The sequence below is a fragment of the Kitasatospora sp. NPDC056184 genome (assembly GCF_042268405.1).
Classification (GTDB): domain Bacteria; phylum Actinomycetota; class Actinomycetes; order Streptomycetales; family Streptomycetaceae; genus Kitasatospora.
In genome coordinates this window covers 23,610-42,149 of the sequence record NZ_JBHJUI010000017.1, presented here as the reverse complement: position 1 = coordinate 42,149, position 18,540 = coordinate 23,610, and the positions used below count along the sequence as shown (strand labels likewise).

Below are 18,540 nucleotides of genomic sequence, written 5' to 3'. Positions count from 1 at the left end.
CAGACCGAGGCACGGCCTGGCGGGTCCGAGTGAACAACGGGAAATCGAGCGGATCGGAGGCGGGGGGATCGAACGGTCGGCGCGCACCGGTGTGCGCCCGGAGGGTCACCGGTGCGCCTCGGGACGGCCCAGCACCGACCACGCGTACACCAGCAGCGCCAGCGCCACCATGCCCCCCACGAGCGGTGCGGACACCGCCGCGGCCGCAGCCCCCGCCGGCGCGCCCAGTGCGGCCGCGCCCGTCCGGCCGCAGCGCGCCAGCAGCGCGGACAGCACCAGCAGCAGCCCGAGCACCCCCTGGGCCGCCCACTGCGCGGGCCCGGCACGCTCGGCCGCCAGGTGCAGCAGGCCGCCGCCGTGGCCGGGACCCGGACGCGGCGCCAGGGCGGTCAGCACCGCGAGCGCCGCGAAGCTCAGTACGGCCAGCACCGCCAGGTGCAGCGCCAGCGCCACCGGGAGCACCGGCCGCATCCGGGAGCGGAACTCCGCCAGCGTCGCCGCCTCCCCCAGGTGTCCCCGGCCGACCTGCCGGAACCACCGGGCCGCCCACTGCGCCGACCCGGCCGACAGCGCCGCCGCCAGCACCAGCGCCGCCGTCACCCGCCGCTCCTCCGGCCCTCCGGCCGCGGCGGCCAGCGGCGCCAGCAGCAGCGCGGCCGTCCCCGCCCGCCGCGCCGCCGCACCGGACCGCCGCTGCCGGACCTCGGCCGGACTGGCCGGATCCTCGGCGGGCGGGCGGCGCGGCACCCTGGCGTACAGCTCCTCGGCGAGCGAGAACAGGTCCGCGTGCCGGCAGCGGGCCGCGGCCGCCGGGCCCAGCCCGGCCTCCTCCAGCCCGGCGGCGATCTCCAGCGGGTCGACGGCCCGCTCGCAGAGCAGCCGGTGCTCGGCCATCACCGCCCGGACCGGGTCGCCCACCCCCGCACCCCCGCTCCCCGCCATCAGACCGCCTCCGCGAACGCGTCCGCGTCCGGGGACGGGGACGGGGAGGCCGACGGGGACGGGACGGGACGGCCGCGGTCGGTGAGCCAGTACTCGGCGGGGCGGGCGAAGGGGCGCGGGCGCGGGCCGGGGTCGGCGGTCGGGAAGGCCGGCCAGTGCGAGACGAGTTCCAGGTAGATCTCCCGGAAGGCCCCGGTCACCGGCTCGACGGCGAAGCGTTCCTGCGCCCGCAGCCGGCCGGCCAGTCCGAGGCGGGCCCGCCGCTCCTCGTCGCGCAGCAGCGCGAGGCAGGCCCCGGCCAGGGCCCTCGGGTCGCGGGGCGGGACGAGCAGCCCGGTCGGGCCGACCACCTCGCGGACCACCCCGACGTCGGTGGCGACCACCGCGCGGCCGCTCAGCATCGCGTCGGCGAGCAGCCGGGGGCGGCGCTGGGAGAGCGCGGAGAAGACGACGACGGTGCCGCCCGCCCAGGCGTCGGCGGCCGAGCGGGGCCGGCCGGCGAACTCGACCGCCCCGGCCACCCCGAGCCGTTCGGCGACGGCCGCGCAGTGCGCCCGGTAGCCGGGGGCGTCCTCCTCGCCGTGGACGACCAGCCGCGCGCCGGGCAGCTCGGCGCGGACCAGGGCGAAGGCGTGCAGGGCGAGCTCGGGGTCGCGGCCCGGCTCCAGCGGGCCGGCCCAGACCAGGGTGGGCGCGGCCGGTTCGGGGCCGGCCGCGGGGCGGTCGACCGCCGGGGTGCCCTCGTACACCACCCGGGTGCGCGCCGGGTCGGCCCCGCAGCGCAGCTGCCACCGCTGGTCGTGGGCGCTGCCCGGGGTGAGTATCGCGGCCTGCCGGTAGGTCTCCTCGGTGAGCGCCCGGAAGAAGGCGAGCAGCAGGGCCCGCACGGGCCACCGGTAGCGGGCCTCGCGGTGGCCGAGGTACTGCTCGCGCAGGTGCGGCCCGTGCTCGGTGACCACGAACGGGACGCCGTGCAGCCGCTCGGCGACCAGCGCGGGCAGGGCGGCCGGACCGCCGCCGACGACGTGGCAGAGGTCGGCGGCGCCCAGTTCGCCGGGGGCGGCGCCGTACCAGGGGGCGGAGAGCGGGCGCAGGCACTGTTCGAGGAGGTCGGCGGCGACCAGGACGTCGCGGACCAGGGGCTGCCCGGCGGAGGTGTCGGCGCCGGGCGAGCGCCAGACCCGCTCCAGGACGCGCCGGGCGTGCACCGAGACCAGGAAGGCGGGCAGGTCGCGGCCCGCGCGGGCGAGGTCGGCGAGCCGGTACAGGCCGGGGCCGAAGGCGGCGCGCTCGCCGGGGCGCAGCAGGGCGCGGACGAGCTGCTCGTAGGCGGCGGCGTACTGGCGGCGGCGCAGCGCGCCGGGCGCGCGGCCGGCCGGGGGGCGGCCCCCGAGGGCGAGTTCCCGGAGCCCGGGCCGGGACTCGGCGGGCTCCCGGCCGGCCGCTCCGGTGAGGACGTACCGGGTGAAGTCGTGCTCGCGCAGGCCGTCCACCAGCCGGTCGCACCAGCCGCCGGTGCCACGCGGGGCGTGCGGGCGCACACCCTCGGTGAGCAGTGCAACGCGCACGGGGGACCTCCAGAGCAGAGCGGATCGACGGACGGCTGGGCGGACCTGGCGGGCCGAGCGGGCTGGTTCAGGCCGAGCGGGCGACGCGTCCGGCGCGTGCTCCGCGGCACGGCACCGCGACCGGGCCGGCGACCGTCACCGGCGCCGGCGTCCCCCGTGCGGCCGCCCTCCGGACACTCCGGCGGCCGCGACTCCCCCCACACCTGTTCGGTCCGACAGCAGAAAGGTAGGTCCGGCCCGGGGCAATCCATCGGTCACATGCCTGGCTGCCACCTGAACGAGTGAACCGGAGTGACCTCGTCCCGATCATGGCGTTAACGGCGGCCGATCACCGGGTGTCCGTCGTGTCCCGCCGTCGCGCCCTGCCGTCGCGCCCCGCCGTCGCACCCCGCCGTGGCGCGGGCGGTCAGGCCCGCCCGAGCAGCTCGCGCACCGCACGCGCGACGGCGTCGGGGTGCTCCATCATGGCGACGTGCCCGGACTCCGGGAGCACCAGCAGCCGGGAGTCCGCGAAGGCCGCGCAGGCCCGGCGGGCGGACCGGTAGGAGACGAGCTTGTCGCGCAGCCCGTACACCAGCAGGACCGGGGCCCGCACCCGGGCGGCCTGCCGCCAGAGGGCCTGGTCGCCGCGCTCGGTGTAGGCGGAGACGATCCCGCGCGCCGATCCGGCCAGCGCCTGCATCGCGTAGGGCAGCTCGATCCGCCGCCGGTACTGGGCGAGGGCCTCGGCGCGGGTGGCCGCCGAGAGGCGGTCCGGGTCGCCGTAGACCAGCCGGAGGAGCTCGTCGGTGGCCTGCTCGGGTCCGCGCCGGCCGGCCGGCAGCCGGCGCAGCAGCGCGGGCAGGCCGGGGACGGCGAGCAGCCCGGTGGGCCAGGCGGTGCGCTGCGGGGGCAGCTCGGGCAGTGCGGGCGAGACGAGGGTGAGGCTGCGGACGAGGTCGGGGCGCAGGGCGGAGAGCCGCACGGCGACCGCGCCGCCGAGCGAGTTGCCGAAGAGGTGGACCGGGCCGCGGCCGGTGGCCTCCAGGTAGCCGATGACGGCGCGCACGTGCCCGGAGAGGCCGAGGTTGCCGTCGGCGGGCGGGGCGGAGTCGCCGAAGCCGGGGAGGTCGACGGCCTCGCCGTCGAGCCGTCCGGCCAGCCGGGCCATCAGCTCGGTCCAGTTGGCGGCGGAGCCGCCGAGCCCGTGCACGAACAGCGCCGGCTCCCGTCCGCCGCCCGGGGCGGGGTCCCCGGCGGGCCGGTGCACGGCCAGGGTCGCGCCGGGCACCTCGACGGTGCGCAGCGGCGCCAGGGCGGCCGGTTCCGGGAGTATCTGCTGCTCAGCGCTGTCCATGGGGGACGATGGTAGTGAGCCGGTGCCGCCGCGGCCCACGGGTCGCCCGGTCCCGCGGGGTTCCCCATTGCCTCGTGCTCAGCACTGCCGAGGGCCGTGGTGGGCGCCGTATTGTGGGCTCCTGACAAGGGGGACCGCCGCTTTTCTCGCGCCTGGCAAGCGCGAACGCGGTTACCCGAAAGTAGAATCGGTCATCTTGCCGACCTCGTACGACCCGTGAAGTGAGGAGCGCCGTGACGGCCATCCAGGAGGCGCAGGAGCGCCCGCGCGGTGCCCGCCTGCCGCGAAGCGCCCGCCGTGAACAACTGCTCGGTGCCGCCCAGGAGGTGTTCGTCGCGCAGGGTTACCACGCGGCCGCCATGGACGACATCGCCGACCGCGCCGGGGTGAGCAAGCCGGTCCTGTACCAGCACTTCCCCGGGAAGCTGGAGCTCTACCTCGCGCTGCTGGACAAGCACTGCGACGCCCTGGTCGACTCGACCCGCGAGGCGCTGGAGACCACCACCGACAACAAGCTCCGGGTCGCGGCGACGATGGAGGCGTACTTCAACTACGTCTCCAGCGAGTCCGGCGCCTTCCGGCTGGTCTTCGAGTCGGACCTGACCAACGAGCCGGCCGTGCGCGAGCGGGTCGAGCGGGCCGCCGAGGCCAGTGCGACGCTGGTCAGCAAGGTGATCCAGGAGGACACCGACCTGCCGGAGGCGGAGTCCAAGCTGCTGGCCGCGGGCGTCTGCGGCCTGGCCCAGATCACCGCCCGGTACTGGCTGTCGCAGGGCCTGGAGATCCCCCGCGACGAGGCCGTCCGGCTGGTCGCCAGCCTGGCCTGGCGCGGGCTGAAGGGCTTCCCGATGCACCCGAACACCGACGCCCCGGAGGCCCCCGCGGCCGACCGGTGATCCACCGGCCTTCGCCTCGGCGCCGATCCGGTGCTCTATGGTGAAGCCGTACGGCGCGGTCGCCGGGCCCGCTTGTCCCAGGCGGTGCGGTGCCGCGCGTGGATGGCTGCAACCCCGGAGGGACGGAAGCCGTGGAGGTCAAGATCGGCGTGCAGAACGCGCCTCGCGAGATCGTGATCGAGAGCTCGCAGACTGCCGATGAGGTCCAGAACGCGGTCGCGAAGGCGCTGGAGGGCACCGAGAAGCTCTTCTCCCTGAGCGACGAGCACGGCCGACGCATCATCGTTCCGGCCGAGCGCCTCGCGTACGTGGAGATCGGCGAGCCGGCCGCGCGCAAGGTCGGCTTCGGCACGCTCTGAGCCACGGGCCTCGCCCGGTGCCCCGTCCCCTCGGCCGAGGGGGCGGGGCACCGTCGTCCCCGGGGGCGGGCGCCCGGTGCGGCCGGGGCCTGGTGTACGGGCGGGGCGGCCGGGGTACGGCGACAGTGCGGTCGGCCTCGCGCCGGGCGCCCGTCCCCGGGGAGGCATCCTTGCTGGTCGAGACGTTCGCCTTCGTCCTCGTCGGCGTGGTCGTCGGCGCCGCCGCGCTGCTGTCGTGGCCCGCGTACTTCCCGGCCGGGCGGCCGATGACCCTGGGCACGGCCCTCGGATCGGCGCTGCTCGCCGGGGTGGTCGCCCACTTCGTGCTGGACGGCCGGTACCCGGCGGCGAGCATCGCCGCCTCGGCGGTCGCCTCGGCCCTGCTCACCTCGGTGCTGGCCCGGCCCGACCTGGCCGCCGGGCGGGCGCCGGCGCACCGCCACCGCCAGCACCGGGCGGGCGCGCACCGGGCGGGCGCGCACCGGCGCCACCGGCCCGCCTGAGCCGCCCGGACCGGCGGCGGGTCAGGACGCCAGGCCGAGCGCCGCCATCCGGCGGGTGTGCGCCTCGGTGATCCGGTTGAACATCTTGCCGACCTCGACCAGGTCGAAGCCCTGCACCCGGACGCCGCCGACCAGCAGGTTGGAGAGCGCGTCCCGCTCGGCGACCACCCGCTGCGCCTGGCTGAGCGCCTCGCCCATCAGCCGCCGGCCCCACAGGGCGAGCCGGCCGCCGGCCCGCGGGTCGGCCTCGATGGCCCGGCGGACCTTGTCGACGGCGAACTGCGCGTGACCGGTGTCGGACATGACGCCGAGGACGAGCTCGCGGGTGTCGTCGTCGAGCCGGACGGCCACCTCGCGGTAGAAGTCGGTCGCGATGGCGTCGCCGACGTAGGCCTTGACCAGGCCCTCCAGCCAGTCCGAGGGCGCGGTCATCCGGTGGAAGAGCTCCAGCGGCTCGACGAACGGCCGCATCGCCTCCTGCGGGTCGGCGCCGACCTCGGCGAGCCGGTCGTGCAGCCGCTGGTAGTGCTGGAACTCGGCGCAGGCCATCCGGGCCAGCGCCGCCTTGTCGGCCAGGTCGGGCGCGAGCTTGGCGTCCTCGGCGAGCCGCTCGAAGGCGCTCAGCTCGCCGTAGGCGAGGGCGCCGAGCAGGTCCAGTACGGCGGCCCGGTAGCCCGGATCGGCCGAGCAGGCCGCCCAGTCGCCGATCGAGCCGGCCGCCACGTCGTCCTGCGTCTCACCACGGTTCTCCATGACCCGCCACCTTAGTGCCGGTCCGTCCCGGGTCACCTCTTCCACCGCTCCGACCTGCGATGTCGTCCGCGTCACGTGTTCGAGTCGTCGGGTGACTGTATGGTGGTACGGAGGCCCGTCGTGCTCGCACGGTGTCACCGCCGTCTCGGTGTGCCGGGCAAGCCCGCTCCGCAGCGGCTCCGTCCCCCACGGACGCGCCGTACGGAAGCCGGGTTCTCAACGTACGCGGATGCCCGGTCGGAGAGCCGATCGGCTCCGACCAGGGTTTGGACCTCAAGCCTTGGCACCGCATGTGGCCGAGCGAGGGCCGCCGAGACCGCGCCAGTCGGCGCAGGTCCCGCGCAGGTCCCTCACGGGAATCCTCCCCGACGCCGCCGGCGACGCGCCCCCTTGACCGGGCCGCGCGCACCGGCCGGCCGCAGGGACCGGCGCGGTTGTGCGTCCGCGCAGCTGTATTCGGGGCCCTCCGGGCCCGTACGCAGCCGCGCGGCTGCCCGCCCGCCGCTCGCTCTCGGCCCCTCCACACGGAAGAGGCAGCACCCTGTCCACCACCGCTGAACCCACGAAGACGACCTTCCGGGACCTCGGGATCCTCCCGGAGACCGCCGAGGCCCTTGAGGCCGTCGGCATCGTCCACCCGTTCCCGATCCAGGAGATGACCCTGCCGGTCGCGCTGACCGGCCACGACGTCATCGGCCAGGCCAAGACCGGCACCGGCAAGACCCTCGGCTTCGGCCTCCCGCTGATCGAGCGGGTCGTCGTGCGGGCCGACGTCGACGCCGGGCGCGCGCAGGAGGAGCAGCTCTCCGACTGCCCGCAGGCGCTGATCGTCGTGCCGACCCGCGAGCTGTGCACCCAGGTCACCAACGACCTGCAGACCGCCGGCAAGGTCCGCGACGTGCGCGTGCTCGCCGTCTACGGCGGCCGCGCCTACGAGCCGCAGGTCGAGGCGCTGAAGAAGGGCGTCGACATCGTCGTCGGCACCCCCGGCCGTCTGCTCGACCTGGCCGGCCAGAAGAAGCTGAACCTCTCCGAGGTCCGCTCGCTGGTCCTGGACGAGGCCGACGAGATGCTCGACCTCGGCTTCCTGCCGGACGTCGAGAAGATCATCACCATGCTGCCGGCCAAGCGGCAGACCCTGCTGTTCTCGGCGACCATGCCGGGCCAGGTCATCAGCCTCGCCCGCCGGTACATGAGCCAGCCGACGCACATCCGCGCCGCCGCGCCGGACGACACCGGCACCACCGTCGCCAACATCGAGCAGCACATCTTCCGCGCCCACTCGCTGGACAAGGTGGAGATGGTCTCGCGCATCCTGCAGGCCGACGGCCGCGGGCTGGCGATGATCTTCTGCCGGACCAAGCGGACCGCCGCCGACGTCGCCGACCAGCTCACCCAGCGCGGCTTCGCGGCCGGCGCGGTGCACGGCGACCTCGGGCAGGGCGCCCGCGAGCAGGCGCTGCGGGCGTTCCGCAACGGCAAGGTCGACGTGCTGGTCTGCACCGACGTCGCGGCCCGCGGCATCGACGTCGAGGGCGTCACGCACGTGATCAACTACCAGTGCCCCGAGGACGAGAAGACCTACCTGCACCGGATCGGCCGCACCGGCCGGGCCGGCGCCTCGGGCACCGCCGTCACCCTGGTCGACTGGGACGACATCCCGCGCTGGCAGCTGATCAACAAGGCGCTGGACCTGCCGTTCAACGAGCCGGAGGAGACCTACTCCACCTCGCCGCACCTGTACGAGCTGCTGAAGATCGCGCCGGGGACCAAGGGCATCCTGCCGCGCTCGGAGCGGACCCGGGCCGGGCTCGGCGCGGAGGAGGTCGAGGACCTCGGCGAGACCGGCGGGCGCGGTTCGCGCGCCGGCGGTCGCGGCGGGCGCGGCGGTCGCAGCGGCTCCGGCCGCAGCGGTGCCGCCGCCGAGCCGGCCGAGGCCGAGGAGAAGCCGGCCCGCAAGACCCGCGAGCGCCGGCGCACCCGCCGGGGCACGTCGGTCGACGGGGCCGCGGGCGTCGTCGACGGGGCGCCCGACGCTCCCGTCGCGCCGGAGGCACCGGCCGCCCCCGCCGTCGAGGGCGCCGAGGACGAGGCCGCCCCGCGCCGCCGTCGCCGCCGCTCGCGCGCCGCGGCGGCGGGCGAGGGCACGGCCGCCGAGGCCGTCGCCACCGCCGTCGAGGAGACCGCCGTCGTCGAGCCGGCCGCCGTCGAGGCCCCAGCCGCCGAGAAGCCCAAGCGCACCCGGACCCGCCGGGCGAAGGCCGAGGCTCCGGCCGAGGCCGAGGCCGCAGCCCCCGCCGAGGCCGAGGCCGCCGCGGAGGCGCCGGCCGCCGAGAAGCCGAAGCGCACCCGCACCCGGACCCGCCGCCCGGCGGCCGCCCCCGAGGCGACCCCGGAGAGCTGACCCGCGTTCCCGGAAGGGGCGACCCGGACACCCCGGGCCGCCCCTTCCGGCGTTCCCGGGCGGCGTCCAGGGCGTGTCCGCCCCTCCGCGCCGGATCAGCGCGCGGCCCCCCCGGCCATCGGCGACCGGCGGCAACGCGGAGAGGGGGTGCCTCCCGGGCCGAAGGCCGGGGCGCGCCGCCCGGCAGGCGGGGGTGTGAGGACGGGTCATAGGCTCGGGGTTACCCGCCAGTTCGCACCGGCCGCCGGAGGTCCGTTCGATGAGCACGCCGCCCTTCCTCACCCTCCCGCCCGGTGCGCGTGCGCTGCGGGTGGTGACGGCCCGCGGGGAGTTCGCGGCGCTGCGGGCCGAGCCCGCCGGGGCGGTGCGCGGCTCGGCCCTGCTGGTGCCCGGGTTCACCGGCAGCAAGGAGGACTTCATCGCGCTGCTGGAGCCGCTCGCCGCGGCCGGCTACCGGGTGACCGCCGTCGACCAGCGCGGGCAGTACCAGACCGGCGGGCCGGACGACCCGGCCGCCTACGCGGTGGCGGCGCTGGGCGCGGACGTGCGGGCGCTCACCGCCGCGCTGCTGGCCGAGGGCGGCACCGGGCCGCTGCACCTGCTGGGCCACTCCTTCGGCGGCCACGTGGTCCGCGAGGCCGTCCTGGCCGAGGCGGCCGAGGCGACCGGGGCGGCGGACGGCGCGGCGCTGCCCTGGGCGTCGCTGACGCTGATGTCCACCGGCCCCGGGGCGATCGACCCGGCCGAGGCGGAGCGGACCCGGCTGCTGATCGGCGTCCTGCCCACGATGGGCCTGGAGGAGATCTGGCAGGTCATGCAGCAGATGGAGGAGGGCAGCGGGGACCGCGCCCGCCGGCCGGCCCCCGAGGTGGCCGGGTTCCTGCACCGCCGCTGGCTGGCGAACGTGCCGCAGGCGCTGATCACCACCGGCGGCCACCTGGTCGCCGCGCCGGACCGGGTGGCCGAGCTGGCCGCGGTGGTCGCCGCCGGCCTGCCCGCCCTGGTGCTCTCGGGCGTGCGGGACTACGCGTGGCCGGTGCCGGAGCAGACCGCGATGGCGCGGCGGCTGGGCGCCCGCCGGGTGGTGGTGGCGGACGCCGGGCACTCCCCGAACGCCGAGCGGCCGGCCCGCACCGCCGAGGCCCTGCTGGCCCTCTGGGGCTGACTCCCCGGCCCTTCGGGGCCGGTACCGGGGCCCCACCTGGACGGTTTCCGGAGGTTCCTGGTACAAGGGGGGCGACAAAATTCGTTAGTTGCGGTAATATTTGATTCGGTCCTGGAAACATCGTCGACAGTGCCGTCGGCGTCCCGTCGACGCGATCCATCCGAAACCAGGACTTCACGGACGGGCAACGACCCGGTAGCAGCGCCACCGCAGTGTGGTTCACGAGGGACCACGCGCCTTGGGCGAGCAGGGGGGAGCCCTCTTTGCCGCGACAGCGTTCGGTCGACGCTTCGACCCGACGGACCCCGACAGGGCTGATACCGACTCAGCCGCGACCGCCCCGCTCGGCGGGGCCAGGAAAGGACAGGCCCATGCGCTTCGAGATCCTCCGACTGGACGACGCCCACGGCACCGCCACCGACCGCCTCATCGCCGACGCCGAGACCGTCCGCGAGCTCGTCCAGGCCGCCGCCCGCACCGGCGAACGCCTGCTCATCCGTCCGTGCCCGACCGTCTGACCGGGCGCGGCACCCGGGAGCCCGAACACTCCCCCGCCGCCGACGAGCCCGGCCCGTCCGATCCGGACGTTCCGATACCCGACTGACGCCCCGTCATCGCAGCAGCGAGCGCGGGGCGTCAGTGCGTCCGGGCCCGAACGGTGCCCGCCGCACCGGCTTCGAACAGCGCGTCGAACGCCGCCGGGACGGCGCACCCCGGCGTACGCCGCCGACGTTTGCCGCCGCCCGCCACGGGACATTTCCCAACGGGAGCCGCCCGCACCGCGCCCACCCCGCGCCGCGCGGGCGCCCGCCACCGACAGGTGCCGCCGAACCGCCCTCCGTACGGGTGATCGTCCTTGACGCGGTGGTCCGGAGGGAGGAGCGTTGACGGCTATGAGGGGCGAGCCCAGCTGCCCGAGGTGCGCCGGTCGGGTCCGCGCCCCCGGTCTGTTCTCAGACACATGGCAATGCGACCGGCACGGCGCCGTGCACCCGATGCAACCGGTGCTGCCCCCGAGCGTGGAGGCGCTCGGCGTCGCCGTCGCCCGCTCGCAGGTCCCCGTCTGGATGCCCTGGCCGCTGCCGGTCGGCTGGCTGTACACCGGGATCGCGCACGTCGGCGACGACCTCTCCGGGGCCCGGGCCACCGCCGTCGCCTGCTCCGGACCGGCCCCGCTGGGCGGTTTCGGCGAACTGGTGCTGGTCGCCGAGGAGCTGGGCGTGGGGCTCGGCGCCCGGTACGCCGGGATGGCCGGCCCGGACCCGGGCGAGTCGGTGGGGCTCTACAAGCCCGCCGACGCCAAGCTGATGGCGGCCGGCCGGCCGACGCCGATGTTCCACGTGCCGCAGGCCCCGGCGGACCGGGCGGTGTTCGTCGGCGAGGCCCGCGGCCTCTGGCTCTGGGCGGTCGCCTGGCCGGAGCAGTCCGCGCTGGTGATGTACGACGAACTCGTGCTGACCGACCTGCGGGAGGCCGGCGCGGAGCTGGACCTGCTGCCCTGCGGAGCCCTCTCGCCCCGGCTGCTCGGCTGAGCGGCCCCCCGCCGCCACCGCACTATCCTGGGCGTCACCCCGCCGGCAGGCCGTGCCGGCGCCAGCGCCGCCCCGCGCCGACCCCCGAGGAGCACCACTCGTGCGCATCGACCTCCACGCCCACAGCAACGCCTCCGACGGCACGGACAGCCCGGCCGAACTGGTCGCGGCGGCCGTCGTGGCCGGGCTGGACGTGGTGGCGCTGACCGACCACGACACGGTGGCGGGCCACGCCGAGGCGGCCGACGCGGTGGACGCGCTGCCGGCCGGCACCCGGCTGACGCTCGTCCCGGGCGCGGAGCTGTCCTGCGTGGTGGACGGCATCTCGATGCACATGCTCGCCTACCTCTTCGACCCGGCCGAGCCCGTCTTCGCGGCGGAGCGCGAGCTGGTGCGCACCGACCGGTTCCGGCGCGGTCGGGCGATCGTCGAGCGCTGCCGCGAACTGGGCGCCGACATCAGCTGGGAGCAGGTGCGGCGGATCGCCGGGGAAGGCTCGGTGGGCCGTCCGCACATCGCCAGCGCGCTGGTGGAGGCGGGCGTGGTGGCCTCGGTGTCGGACGCGTTCACGGCGGACTGGCTGGCCAACGGCGGGCGGGCGGACGTCCGCAAGCACGAGACCGACCCGGTGACGGCGGTCCGGCTGGTCCGGGCGGCCGGCGGGGTGCCGGTCTTCGCCCACCCCGGGGCGGTCAAGCGCGGCCGGACCGTCTCCGACCAGGTCATCGCCGACCTCGCGGCGGCCGGACTGGCCGGGCTGGAGGTCGACCACGTCGACCACGACGAGCCCGCCCGGGAGCACCTGCGGGGCCTGGCCGCCGAGTTGGGGCTGCTGACCACCGGGTCCAGCGACTACCACGGCGCCCGCAAGACCGTCCGCCTCGGCGAGTTCACCACCGACCCGGCGGTCTACGAGGCGCTCGTGGGCCAGGCGACCGGCGCCAAGCCGATCGGCGGCTGAGCACCCCGCGCGGGCGCCGTGACGCCGGGTCAGTCCAACCGGACGCCCCGGCGCTCCGGGTCGCGCAGGTCGGTGCCGTGCTGGAGCCAGCGCTCCTGCAGGGCCGCCGCGCCGTGCACCCGCTTCCAGCCCGCCTCGTTGGGCGTCATCGGCAGCAGCGGCAGGAAGCGGACCGGGTCGGCCGGCGCGTCCAGCTCCAGGTCCTCCACCAGTCCGCCGGATTCGGCCGCCAGGACGGAGGTGAACGGCGCGCCGTCCCAGAGCGGGGCGCCGAGGTCCAGCGAGCCGCCGGGGGCCACCACCAGGCCCTCCACCTGGGGCGCCGCGCCGAAGGTGGCCAGCGGCCGGAGCACGCCGTCGCGCCCGCCGCGGATCGTCAGGACCAGTTCGGCGCGCGGGCCGCGGACCTGGTCGACGACCGCCGCGGTCGGGTCGGCCATCGGCGCGGCGGACATCCCGAGGGTCGCGTAGCGGACCAGGCCCTCGGCGTCGGGGCCGAAGCGCAGCACCTCGATGCGGTCGGCGCCGAGGAAGGTGACGGCGGCGCGGCCGCTCGGCTCGCCGAAGACGGTGAGCAGCCGGGCCTCGACCGCGGCCAGCACCTCCGCGCGGGAGGGGCCGTGCGGGCTGCCGCCGGAGGGGTCGCCGAAGAGCGGGAAGTCGTGGGCCATGCCGGTGAGCGTAACCCGCGCACCGCGGGCTGTTGGCACGGCCTTTACGCGAACGCGGGCGCGGCAGAGGCCGCCCGGATGTTAGTGTGAGCGACTGGCTACCGGGGATCCCACTCCTCCGGGGCAGCGGCGCGAAGGAGGTGGTTGCGGTGGATACCAGCCGACCATGCAGTACCGGCAGCTCTACCCGGCCCGGACGCCTTCCCCGTACCCCTCGACGCGCGGGCTGAAACAGCGGGCCTGAGAGACCTCGGCAGTTGCCGGGGCTCCTCCCCAGCACCGCGGACCCCAGCCTCCCCGTGCCGACGCGCGGCGGAACTCCGGTCCGGCCGGGAGAGCACCCCACCGACGTCCGGCCGTTCCGTACCCCTGTGCCCCGGCAAGGCACCCGGGGACGGCCGCAGGCGCCGGAGTCCATCGGTGTTCCTCCGCCGTCGCACCGCGGCCGCCCGTCGCCGCGCCGCCGTGCCTCGGTTCCTGCCCAAGGGAGCCTGCCATGTCGATGATCAGCAGCCTGCGCGCAGCCGTCCGCACCAACCGCCGCCGGTCCGCCGCGGCCCTGTTCGACTCCATCCACCCGGGCAAGACCCCGTCCGCGGTGGTCGACTGCGCGGTCTACCAGCACGGGCGGCGGCACGGCGAGACGTGCAGCCCGCGCGAGGCGGCCCGGCTGGTCAAGGCCTCGAAGCAACTGCCGGACGGCGAAGGATCGTTCAGCTGGATCGGGCTGCACGAGCCGACCGAGGCGGAGTTCGAGGGCATCGCGCAGCGGTTCGGACTGCACCCGCTGGCGGTCGAGGACGCGGTGCACGCGCACCAGCGGCCGAAGGTCGAGCGGTACGACGACGTGCTGTTCGCCGTCTTCAAGACGATCCGGTACCTCGACCACGACCAGCTCACCCCGACCAGCGAGGTGGTCGAGACCGGCGAGCTGATGGTGTTCGCCGGGCGGGACTTCGTCATCACCGTGCGGCACGGCGGGCACAGTTCGCTGAAGGAGCTGCGGCACCGGCTGGAGGCCGACGCGGACGGCTCCGGGCTGCTCGCCAAGGGCCCGTCGGCGGTGCTGCACGCGATCGCCGACCACGTGGTGGACAACTACCTGCTGGTCGCGGACCAGTTGCAGACCGACGTGGACGAGATCGAGTTCGAGGTCTTCTCCAACCGGGGCGGCCGGGGCGCGGACGTCGGGCGGGTGTACCAGCTCAAGCGCGAGGTGCTGGAGTTCAAGCGCGCGGTGGCGCCGCTGCTGCGGCCGATGCAGCAGCTGTCGGAGCCGCTGCAGCGGCTGGTCGACCCGGAGATCCAGAAGTACTTCCGGGACGTCGCCGACCACCTGGCCCGGGTCACCGAGCAGGTGCACGGATTCGACGAGCTGCTCAACTCGCTGCTCCAGGCCAACCTGGCGCAGGTGTCGGTGGCCCAGAACGAGGACATGCGCAAGATCACCGCCTGGGCGGCGATCTTCGCGGTGCCGACCATGATCACCGGCGTGTACGGGATGAACTTCGACTACATGCCGGAGCTGCACCACAAGTACGGCTACCCGATGGTGCTCGGCAGCGTGGTGCTGATCTGCGTCGGCATGTACCGGGGCTTCCGCCGCAACGGCTGGCTGTAGGGCGGCGTCCGGGTGTCCGGGGCGTCCGCCTACCGCCGGTCGGCGCGGGCGACCAGGACCAGGCCGGCCAGGATCAGCACCACCGCCGGGTAGGCGGCCACCGGGGGCCACTGGCCGAGCCAGAGCGCGGCGATCAGCGCGGCGCCCGGGGTCTCCAGCAGGATCGCGGTCGAGGTGACCGAGGGGCCGAGGGTGCGCACCACCCGGTTGCTGAGCGAGTGGCCGAGCAGCTGGGCGGTGACCATCAGCAGCACGATCTGCCACCAGGCCCCGGCGGACCAGCCGGACAGCGGCGTCCCGGCGACCAGGCAGACCGCCAGCAGCACGGCCGCCGTGGTGGCGTAGCAGACGAGCGTGTACGCGGTGGTGCTGACGGTGCGCCGGACCTCGGCGCCGAGCAGCATGTACCCGGCGGCGGCCAGGCCGGCGCCGAGCGCGAGGGCGTCGCCGGCCAGGGCGCGCGGCGAGAGCGAGAGGTCGACCCCGGTGAGCACCAGGACGCCGGCGAAGGCCACGCCCGTCCCGAGCCACACCATCCGGGGCGCCCGCACCCCGAGCAGCCGCATCAGCACGATGGTCCACAGCGGGGTGGTGGTGACCAGGGCGGTCGCGGAGGCCACCGAGGTCATCCGCAGGCTGGGCATCCAGAGCGCGAAGTGGACGGCGAGCAGGGCTCCGGCCGCCATCGCGAGCAGCAGCGCGCGGCGGGAGACGGCGCGCAGCTCGGCCCGGTGGCGCAGCAGCGCGTAGGGGCCGAGCACGCCGACCGACATGAGGTTGCGCCAGAAGGCGATGGCCAGGGCGGGCGCGGCGGTGGCGCTGATCAGCGGGGCGGAGAGCGAGATGCCCGCGATGGAGACGGCGAGCAGCAGCAGGTCCGTCCTGGGGAGCGGGCGTGCCGGGCCTGCGGCGACGGCGGGTGCGGGGGCGGGGACCGCGGTGGCGGCGGTCTCGGGCCGGGCGGCGGGCACGGCACTCCTCGGGTCGGCGGGTCCGGTCCGGGCGGACCGGGCTGGTCCGGGCCGGGCTGGTTCGGACCGGGCTGGGCTGGGCTGGGCTGGGCGGCTCCTACGGTAAGGCCCGTGCGCCGTCCACGGAACTGTCGCCCGAACCGTGGACCCTCACCCGGTCGGCGCAGGCCTTACGCTGTGCGCCATGGACCGTACGCCTGCCGCAGCCGCGACCGCCGACGACTTCCTCGACCGGGCCCTGTTGGAGGAGGCCGCGAAGAAGTCCGGCCTGCTCTGGGTCCGGGCGGACGGCCAGGAGCACGCGCGGGCGCTCTGGCACGCCTGGCACGACGGCGCGGTGGTGGTGGTCGGCGACGGCGCCGAGCAGCCGCTGCACGGGCTGGCCGGCGGGTCGGACGCGACGGTGACCGTCCGCAGCAAGGACAAGGGCGGCCGGCTGACCGGCTGGCCGGCCCGGGTGGTCGAGCTGGCGCCGGGCGGCGAGGCCTGGCTGGGCGCCGTCGAGGAGCTGAAGGGCAAGCGGCTGAACGCGCCCGACACCGACACCATCGCCGACCGCTGGGCCCGCGAGTGCCGGGTGCTGCGGCTGGAGCCGGCCGGCCCGGCGGGCTCCGAACTCGCCGAGCGGCCCGGCGCGATGCCGGAGGACTCGCACGTCGCGGCCCCGATGCCCACCCCGGCCACCACCCGCCGCCCGATCCCGGCCGGCCTGCCGAAGCTGCTGCTCAAGCGCCGCAAGGGCTGACGCCCCGCCACACCGCTCGCCGCCCCTCCTCCACCGCCGCCCCTCCTCCACCGCCGCCCCACCGCCCCCGTCGCCCGATTCGCCCGGCTTTCGCCGAGCCCGGGCGGGAATGCCCGAGTAGCCTGGGCCTCGGGGCGTGCCCGCGCGCCCGACCAGGCGTCGAGCGAGGCGAGGGAGTCCAGAAGTCCATGGCAGGGCCAGGCAACCGGGTCTTCATCTCGCACCTGTCCGGCATCGCCGTCTTCGACCCGAACGGCGACCAGGTCGGCCGGGTCCGGGACGTCGTGGTCACCCTGCGGGTCGGCGGCCGACCGCCGCGGGTGCTCGGCCTGGTGGTGGAGGTGGTCGGCCGGCGCCGGATCTTCCTGCCGATGACCAGGGTGACCAGCCTGGAGTCCGGCCAGGTGATCACCACCGGCGTGATCAACATGCGCCGCTTCGAACAGCGCCCCGCCGAGACGCTCGTCCTCGCCGAACTGCTGGACCGCACCGTCACCTGGACCAAGACCGGCCAGGAGGTCACCGTCCTGGACGTCGCGATGACCCAGACCCGGCTGCGCGAGTGGGAGATCGGCAAGGTCTTCGTCCAGGTCGGCCGGGTCGGCCGGCTGCGCAAGGCGCGCGGCGAGTCGCTCACCCTGGACTGGCAGGACGTCACGGGCTTCACCCTGCCCGAGGAGAACCAGGGCGCCGCCAACCTGCTCGCCACCTTCGACCAGCTGCGCGCCGCCGACCTCGCCAACGTCATGCACCACCTGTCCGCCAAGCGCCGCGCCGAGGTCGCCGCCGCGCTCGACGACGAACGGCTCGCCGACGTCCTGGAGGAGCTGCCCGAGGACGACCAGGTCGAGATCATCGGCAAGCTGAAGGACGAACGGGCCGCCGACGTCCTGGAGGCGATGGATCCGGACGACGCCGCCGACCTGCTCTCCGAGCTGCCCGGCGACGAGGCCGAACGGCTGCTCCAGCTGATGGAGCCGGACGAGGCCGAGCCGGTGCGCCGGCTGCTGACCTACGAGGAGAACACCGCCGGCGGTCTGATGACCACCGAACCGATCGTGCTGGAGCCGGACGCCTCGGTGGCCGAGGCGCTGGCCCGGGTGCGGGTCTCCGACCACAAGCCGGCGCTGGCCGCGCAGGTCTTCGTCTGCCGCCCGCCGAACGAGACCCCGACCGGCAAGTACCTGGGCACCGTCCACTTCCAGCGGCTGCTGCGCGAGCCCCCGTACACGCTGGTCGGCTCACTGGTCGACGACGACCTCGACCCGCTGCCGCCGGACACCCCGCTCTCGCTGATCACCAGCTACCTGGCGACGTACAACATGGTCGCCGCGCCGGTCGTCGACGACGCGGACCACCTGGTCGGCGCGGTCACCGTGGACGACGTGCTCGACCACCTGCTGCCGGAGGACTGGCGGGAGGCCGCGCTGCACGGCGGTCCCGCCGAGGAGAGGGAGTGACCGGTGGACGCTGACCGCAAGGGCCGGCGGGACGAGTCCCCGCGCCAGCGGCTCCAGGGCGAGCTGCGGGAGCTGCGCCAGCTGCGCGAGCTGCGCGCCCGCGAGGGCGCCCGGGACCGCCGCGCCGAGCCCGCCGCCGGCGGACCGTCCCCCCGCACCCGCCTCGACCAGCCGCGCACCGCCCGCCCCGGGCTGATCACCCTGCCGTCCTACGACCCGGAGGCCTTCGGCAAGCTCTCCGAGCGGATCGCCCGCTTCCTGGGCACCGGCCGGTTCATCGTCTGGATGACGGTGGTGATCATCCTCTGGGTCGCCTGGAACACCCTGTTGCCCGACGCCGCCCGGTTCGACGACTACCCCTTCATCTTCCTGACCCTGATGCTCTCGCTCCAGGCCTCCTACGCGGCGCCGCTGATCCTGCTGGCGCAGAACCGGCAGGACAACCGGGACCGGGTCAACATGGAGCAGGACCGGGCCCGCAGCGACCGCAACATCGCCGACACCGAGTACCTCACCCGCGAGGTCGCGGCGCTGCGCCAGGGCCTCGGCGAGGTCGCCACCCGCGACTTCGTGCGCTCCGAACTCCAGTCGCTGCTGAGGGAGATCGACGAGCGCCGGGAGGCCCCCGAAGCGCTGTGACCTGCGGCACCCTA

18 protein-coding genes are annotated in these 18,540 nt (G+C 75.8%); 12 read left to right on the top strand and 6 right to left on the bottom strand.

The window, feature by feature from the left end:
* Positions 1 to 105 precede the first annotated feature (105 nt).
* The 3 genes from ACFC0B_RS28615 to ACFC0B_RS28605 form a co-directional block, all read right to left on the bottom strand.
* Positions 106 to 942 carry a hypothetical protein gene (locus ACFC0B_RS28615; RefSeq protein ID WP_376091848.1) on the bottom strand — a complete coding sequence of 279 codons (837 nt, stop codon included), beginning with the start codon at positions 940 to 942 and terminating at the stop codon, positions 106 to 108.
* A complete protein-coding gene (locus ACFC0B_RS28610; protein WP_376091845.1) occupies positions 942 to 2,510 on the bottom strand; it encodes a DUF3492 domain-containing protein in 1,569 nt (522 codons plus the stop codon). Before ACFC0B_RS28610 ends, ACFC0B_RS28615 begins: the two co-directional genes overlap by 1 nt.
* 406 nt (positions 2,511 to 2,916) lie before the next feature.
* The gene (locus ACFC0B_RS28605; RefSeq protein WP_376091842.1) at positions 2,917 to 3,846 is read right to left on the bottom strand and encodes an alpha/beta fold hydrolase; all 930 of its coding nucleotides are present in this window, start codon (positions 3,844 to 3,846) and stop codon (positions 2,917 to 2,919) included.
* A 233-nt stretch (positions 3,847 to 4,079) separates the two neighbouring features.
* Between ACFC0B_RS28605 and ACFC0B_RS28600 the strand changes: the two genes are divergently transcribed.
* The 3 genes from ACFC0B_RS28600 to ACFC0B_RS28590 all read left to right on the top strand — a co-directional run bounded on the left by ACFC0B_RS28600 (position 4,080) and on the right by ACFC0B_RS28590 (position 5,604).
* The gene (locus ACFC0B_RS28600; protein ID WP_376091839.1) at positions 4,080 to 4,742 is read left to right on the top strand and encodes a TetR/AcrR family transcriptional regulator; all 663 of its coding nucleotides are present in this window, start codon (positions 4,080 to 4,082) and stop codon (positions 4,740 to 4,742) included.
* 131 nt (positions 4,743 to 4,873) lie between these two features.
* Positions 4,874 to 5,101: a DUF3107 domain-containing protein gene (locus ACFC0B_RS28595; protein ID WP_376091836.1), complete on the top strand. Its 228-nt coding sequence runs from the start codon at positions 4,874 to 4,876 to the stop codon at positions 5,099 to 5,101.
* Between the two features lie 170 nt (positions 5,102 to 5,271).
* A complete protein-coding gene (locus ACFC0B_RS28590) occupies positions 5,272 to 5,604 on the top strand; it encodes a hypothetical protein (RefSeq protein ID WP_376091833.1) in 333 nt (110 codons plus the stop codon).
* 21 nt (positions 5,605 to 5,625) lie between these two features.
* Here ACFC0B_RS28590 and ACFC0B_RS28585 read toward each other — a convergent pair whose 3' ends face one another.
* A complete protein-coding gene (locus ACFC0B_RS28585) occupies positions 5,626 to 6,357 on the bottom strand; it encodes a ferritin-like fold-containing protein (RefSeq protein WP_376091830.1) in 732 nt (243 codons plus the stop codon).
* A 655-nt stretch (positions 6,358 to 7,012) separates the two neighbouring features.
* Between ACFC0B_RS28585 and ACFC0B_RS28580 the strand changes: the two genes are divergently transcribed.
* The 5 genes from ACFC0B_RS28580 to ACFC0B_RS28560 all read left to right on the top strand — a co-directional run bounded on the left by ACFC0B_RS28580 (position 7,013) and on the right by ACFC0B_RS28560 (position 12,419).
* On the top strand, positions 7,013 to 8,761 hold the full coding sequence (locus ACFC0B_RS28580) for a DEAD/DEAH box helicase (RefSeq protein WP_376091827.1): 1,749 nt from the start codon (positions 7,013 to 7,015) through the stop codon (positions 8,759 to 8,761).
* 259 nt (positions 8,762 to 9,020) lie between these two features.
* The gene (locus ACFC0B_RS28575; protein ID WP_376091824.1) at positions 9,021 to 9,926 is read left to right on the top strand and encodes an alpha/beta fold hydrolase; all 906 of its coding nucleotides are present in this window, start codon (positions 9,021 to 9,023) and stop codon (positions 9,924 to 9,926) included.
* A 371-nt stretch (positions 9,927 to 10,297) separates the two neighbouring features.
* Positions 10,298 to 10,444, top strand: a complete 147-nt coding sequence (locus ACFC0B_RS28570) for a hypothetical protein (RefSeq protein WP_350563393.1) — start codon at positions 10,298 to 10,300, stop codon at positions 10,442 to 10,444.
* A gap of 375 nt (positions 10,445 to 10,819) precedes the next feature.
* Positions 10,820 to 11,458: a DUF6758 family protein gene (locus tag ACFC0B_RS28565; RefSeq protein ID WP_376091820.1), complete on the top strand. Its 639-nt coding sequence runs from the start codon at positions 10,820 to 10,822 to the stop codon at positions 11,456 to 11,458.
* Between the two features lie 100 nt (positions 11,459 to 11,558).
* Positions 11,559 to 12,419: a PHP domain-containing protein gene (locus tag ACFC0B_RS28560; protein WP_376091817.1), complete on the top strand. Its 861-nt coding sequence runs from the start codon at positions 11,559 to 11,561 to the stop codon at positions 12,417 to 12,419.
* 29 nt (positions 12,420 to 12,448) lie between these two features.
* Here ACFC0B_RS28560 and ACFC0B_RS28555 read toward each other — a convergent pair whose 3' ends face one another.
* Positions 12,449 to 13,090, bottom strand: a complete 642-nt coding sequence (locus tag ACFC0B_RS28555; protein ID WP_376091814.1) for a suppressor of fused domain protein — start codon at positions 13,088 to 13,090, stop codon at positions 12,449 to 12,451.
* A 496-nt stretch (positions 13,091 to 13,586) separates the two neighbouring features.
* Between ACFC0B_RS28555 and corA the strand changes: the two genes are divergently transcribed.
* Positions 13,587 to 14,711 carry a magnesium/cobalt transporter CorA gene (corA, locus tag ACFC0B_RS28550; RefSeq protein ID WP_376091811.1) on the top strand — a complete coding sequence of 375 codons (1,125 nt, stop codon included), beginning with the start codon at positions 13,587 to 13,589 and terminating at the stop codon, positions 14,709 to 14,711.
* Positions 14,712 to 14,740: 29 nt separating this feature from the next.
* Here the strand turns inward: corA and ACFC0B_RS28545 are convergent, their stop codons facing one another.
* The gene (locus tag ACFC0B_RS28545; protein WP_376091808.1) at positions 14,741 to 15,682 is read right to left on the bottom strand and encodes a DMT family transporter; all 942 of its coding nucleotides are present in this window, start codon (positions 15,680 to 15,682) and stop codon (positions 14,741 to 14,743) included.
* A gap of 184 nt (positions 15,683 to 15,866) precedes the next feature.
* Here ACFC0B_RS28545 and ACFC0B_RS28540 point away from each other — a divergent pair, with 184 nt between their 5' ends.
* The 3 genes from ACFC0B_RS28540 to ACFC0B_RS28530 all read left to right on the top strand — a co-directional run bounded on the left by ACFC0B_RS28540 (position 15,867) and on the right by ACFC0B_RS28530 (position 18,526).
* The gene (locus tag ACFC0B_RS28540) at positions 15,867 to 16,427 is read left to right on the top strand and encodes a hypothetical protein (RefSeq protein WP_376091805.1); all 561 of its coding nucleotides are present in this window, start codon (positions 15,867 to 15,869) and stop codon (positions 16,425 to 16,427) included.
* 188 nt (positions 16,428 to 16,615) lie between these two features.
* The gene (locus tag ACFC0B_RS28535; RefSeq protein ID WP_376091802.1) at positions 16,616 to 17,887 is read left to right on the top strand and encodes a magnesium transporter MgtE N-terminal domain-containing protein; all 1,272 of its coding nucleotides are present in this window, start codon (positions 16,616 to 16,618) and stop codon (positions 17,885 to 17,887) included.
* Between the two features lie 3 nt (positions 17,888 to 17,890).
* Complete coding sequence (locus tag ACFC0B_RS28530) at positions 17,891 to 18,526, top strand: DUF1003 domain-containing protein (RefSeq protein WP_376091799.1); 636 nt, start codon at positions 17,891 to 17,893, stop codon at positions 18,524 to 18,526.
* The last annotated feature ends 14 nt before the right edge of the window (positions 18,527 to 18,540 follow it).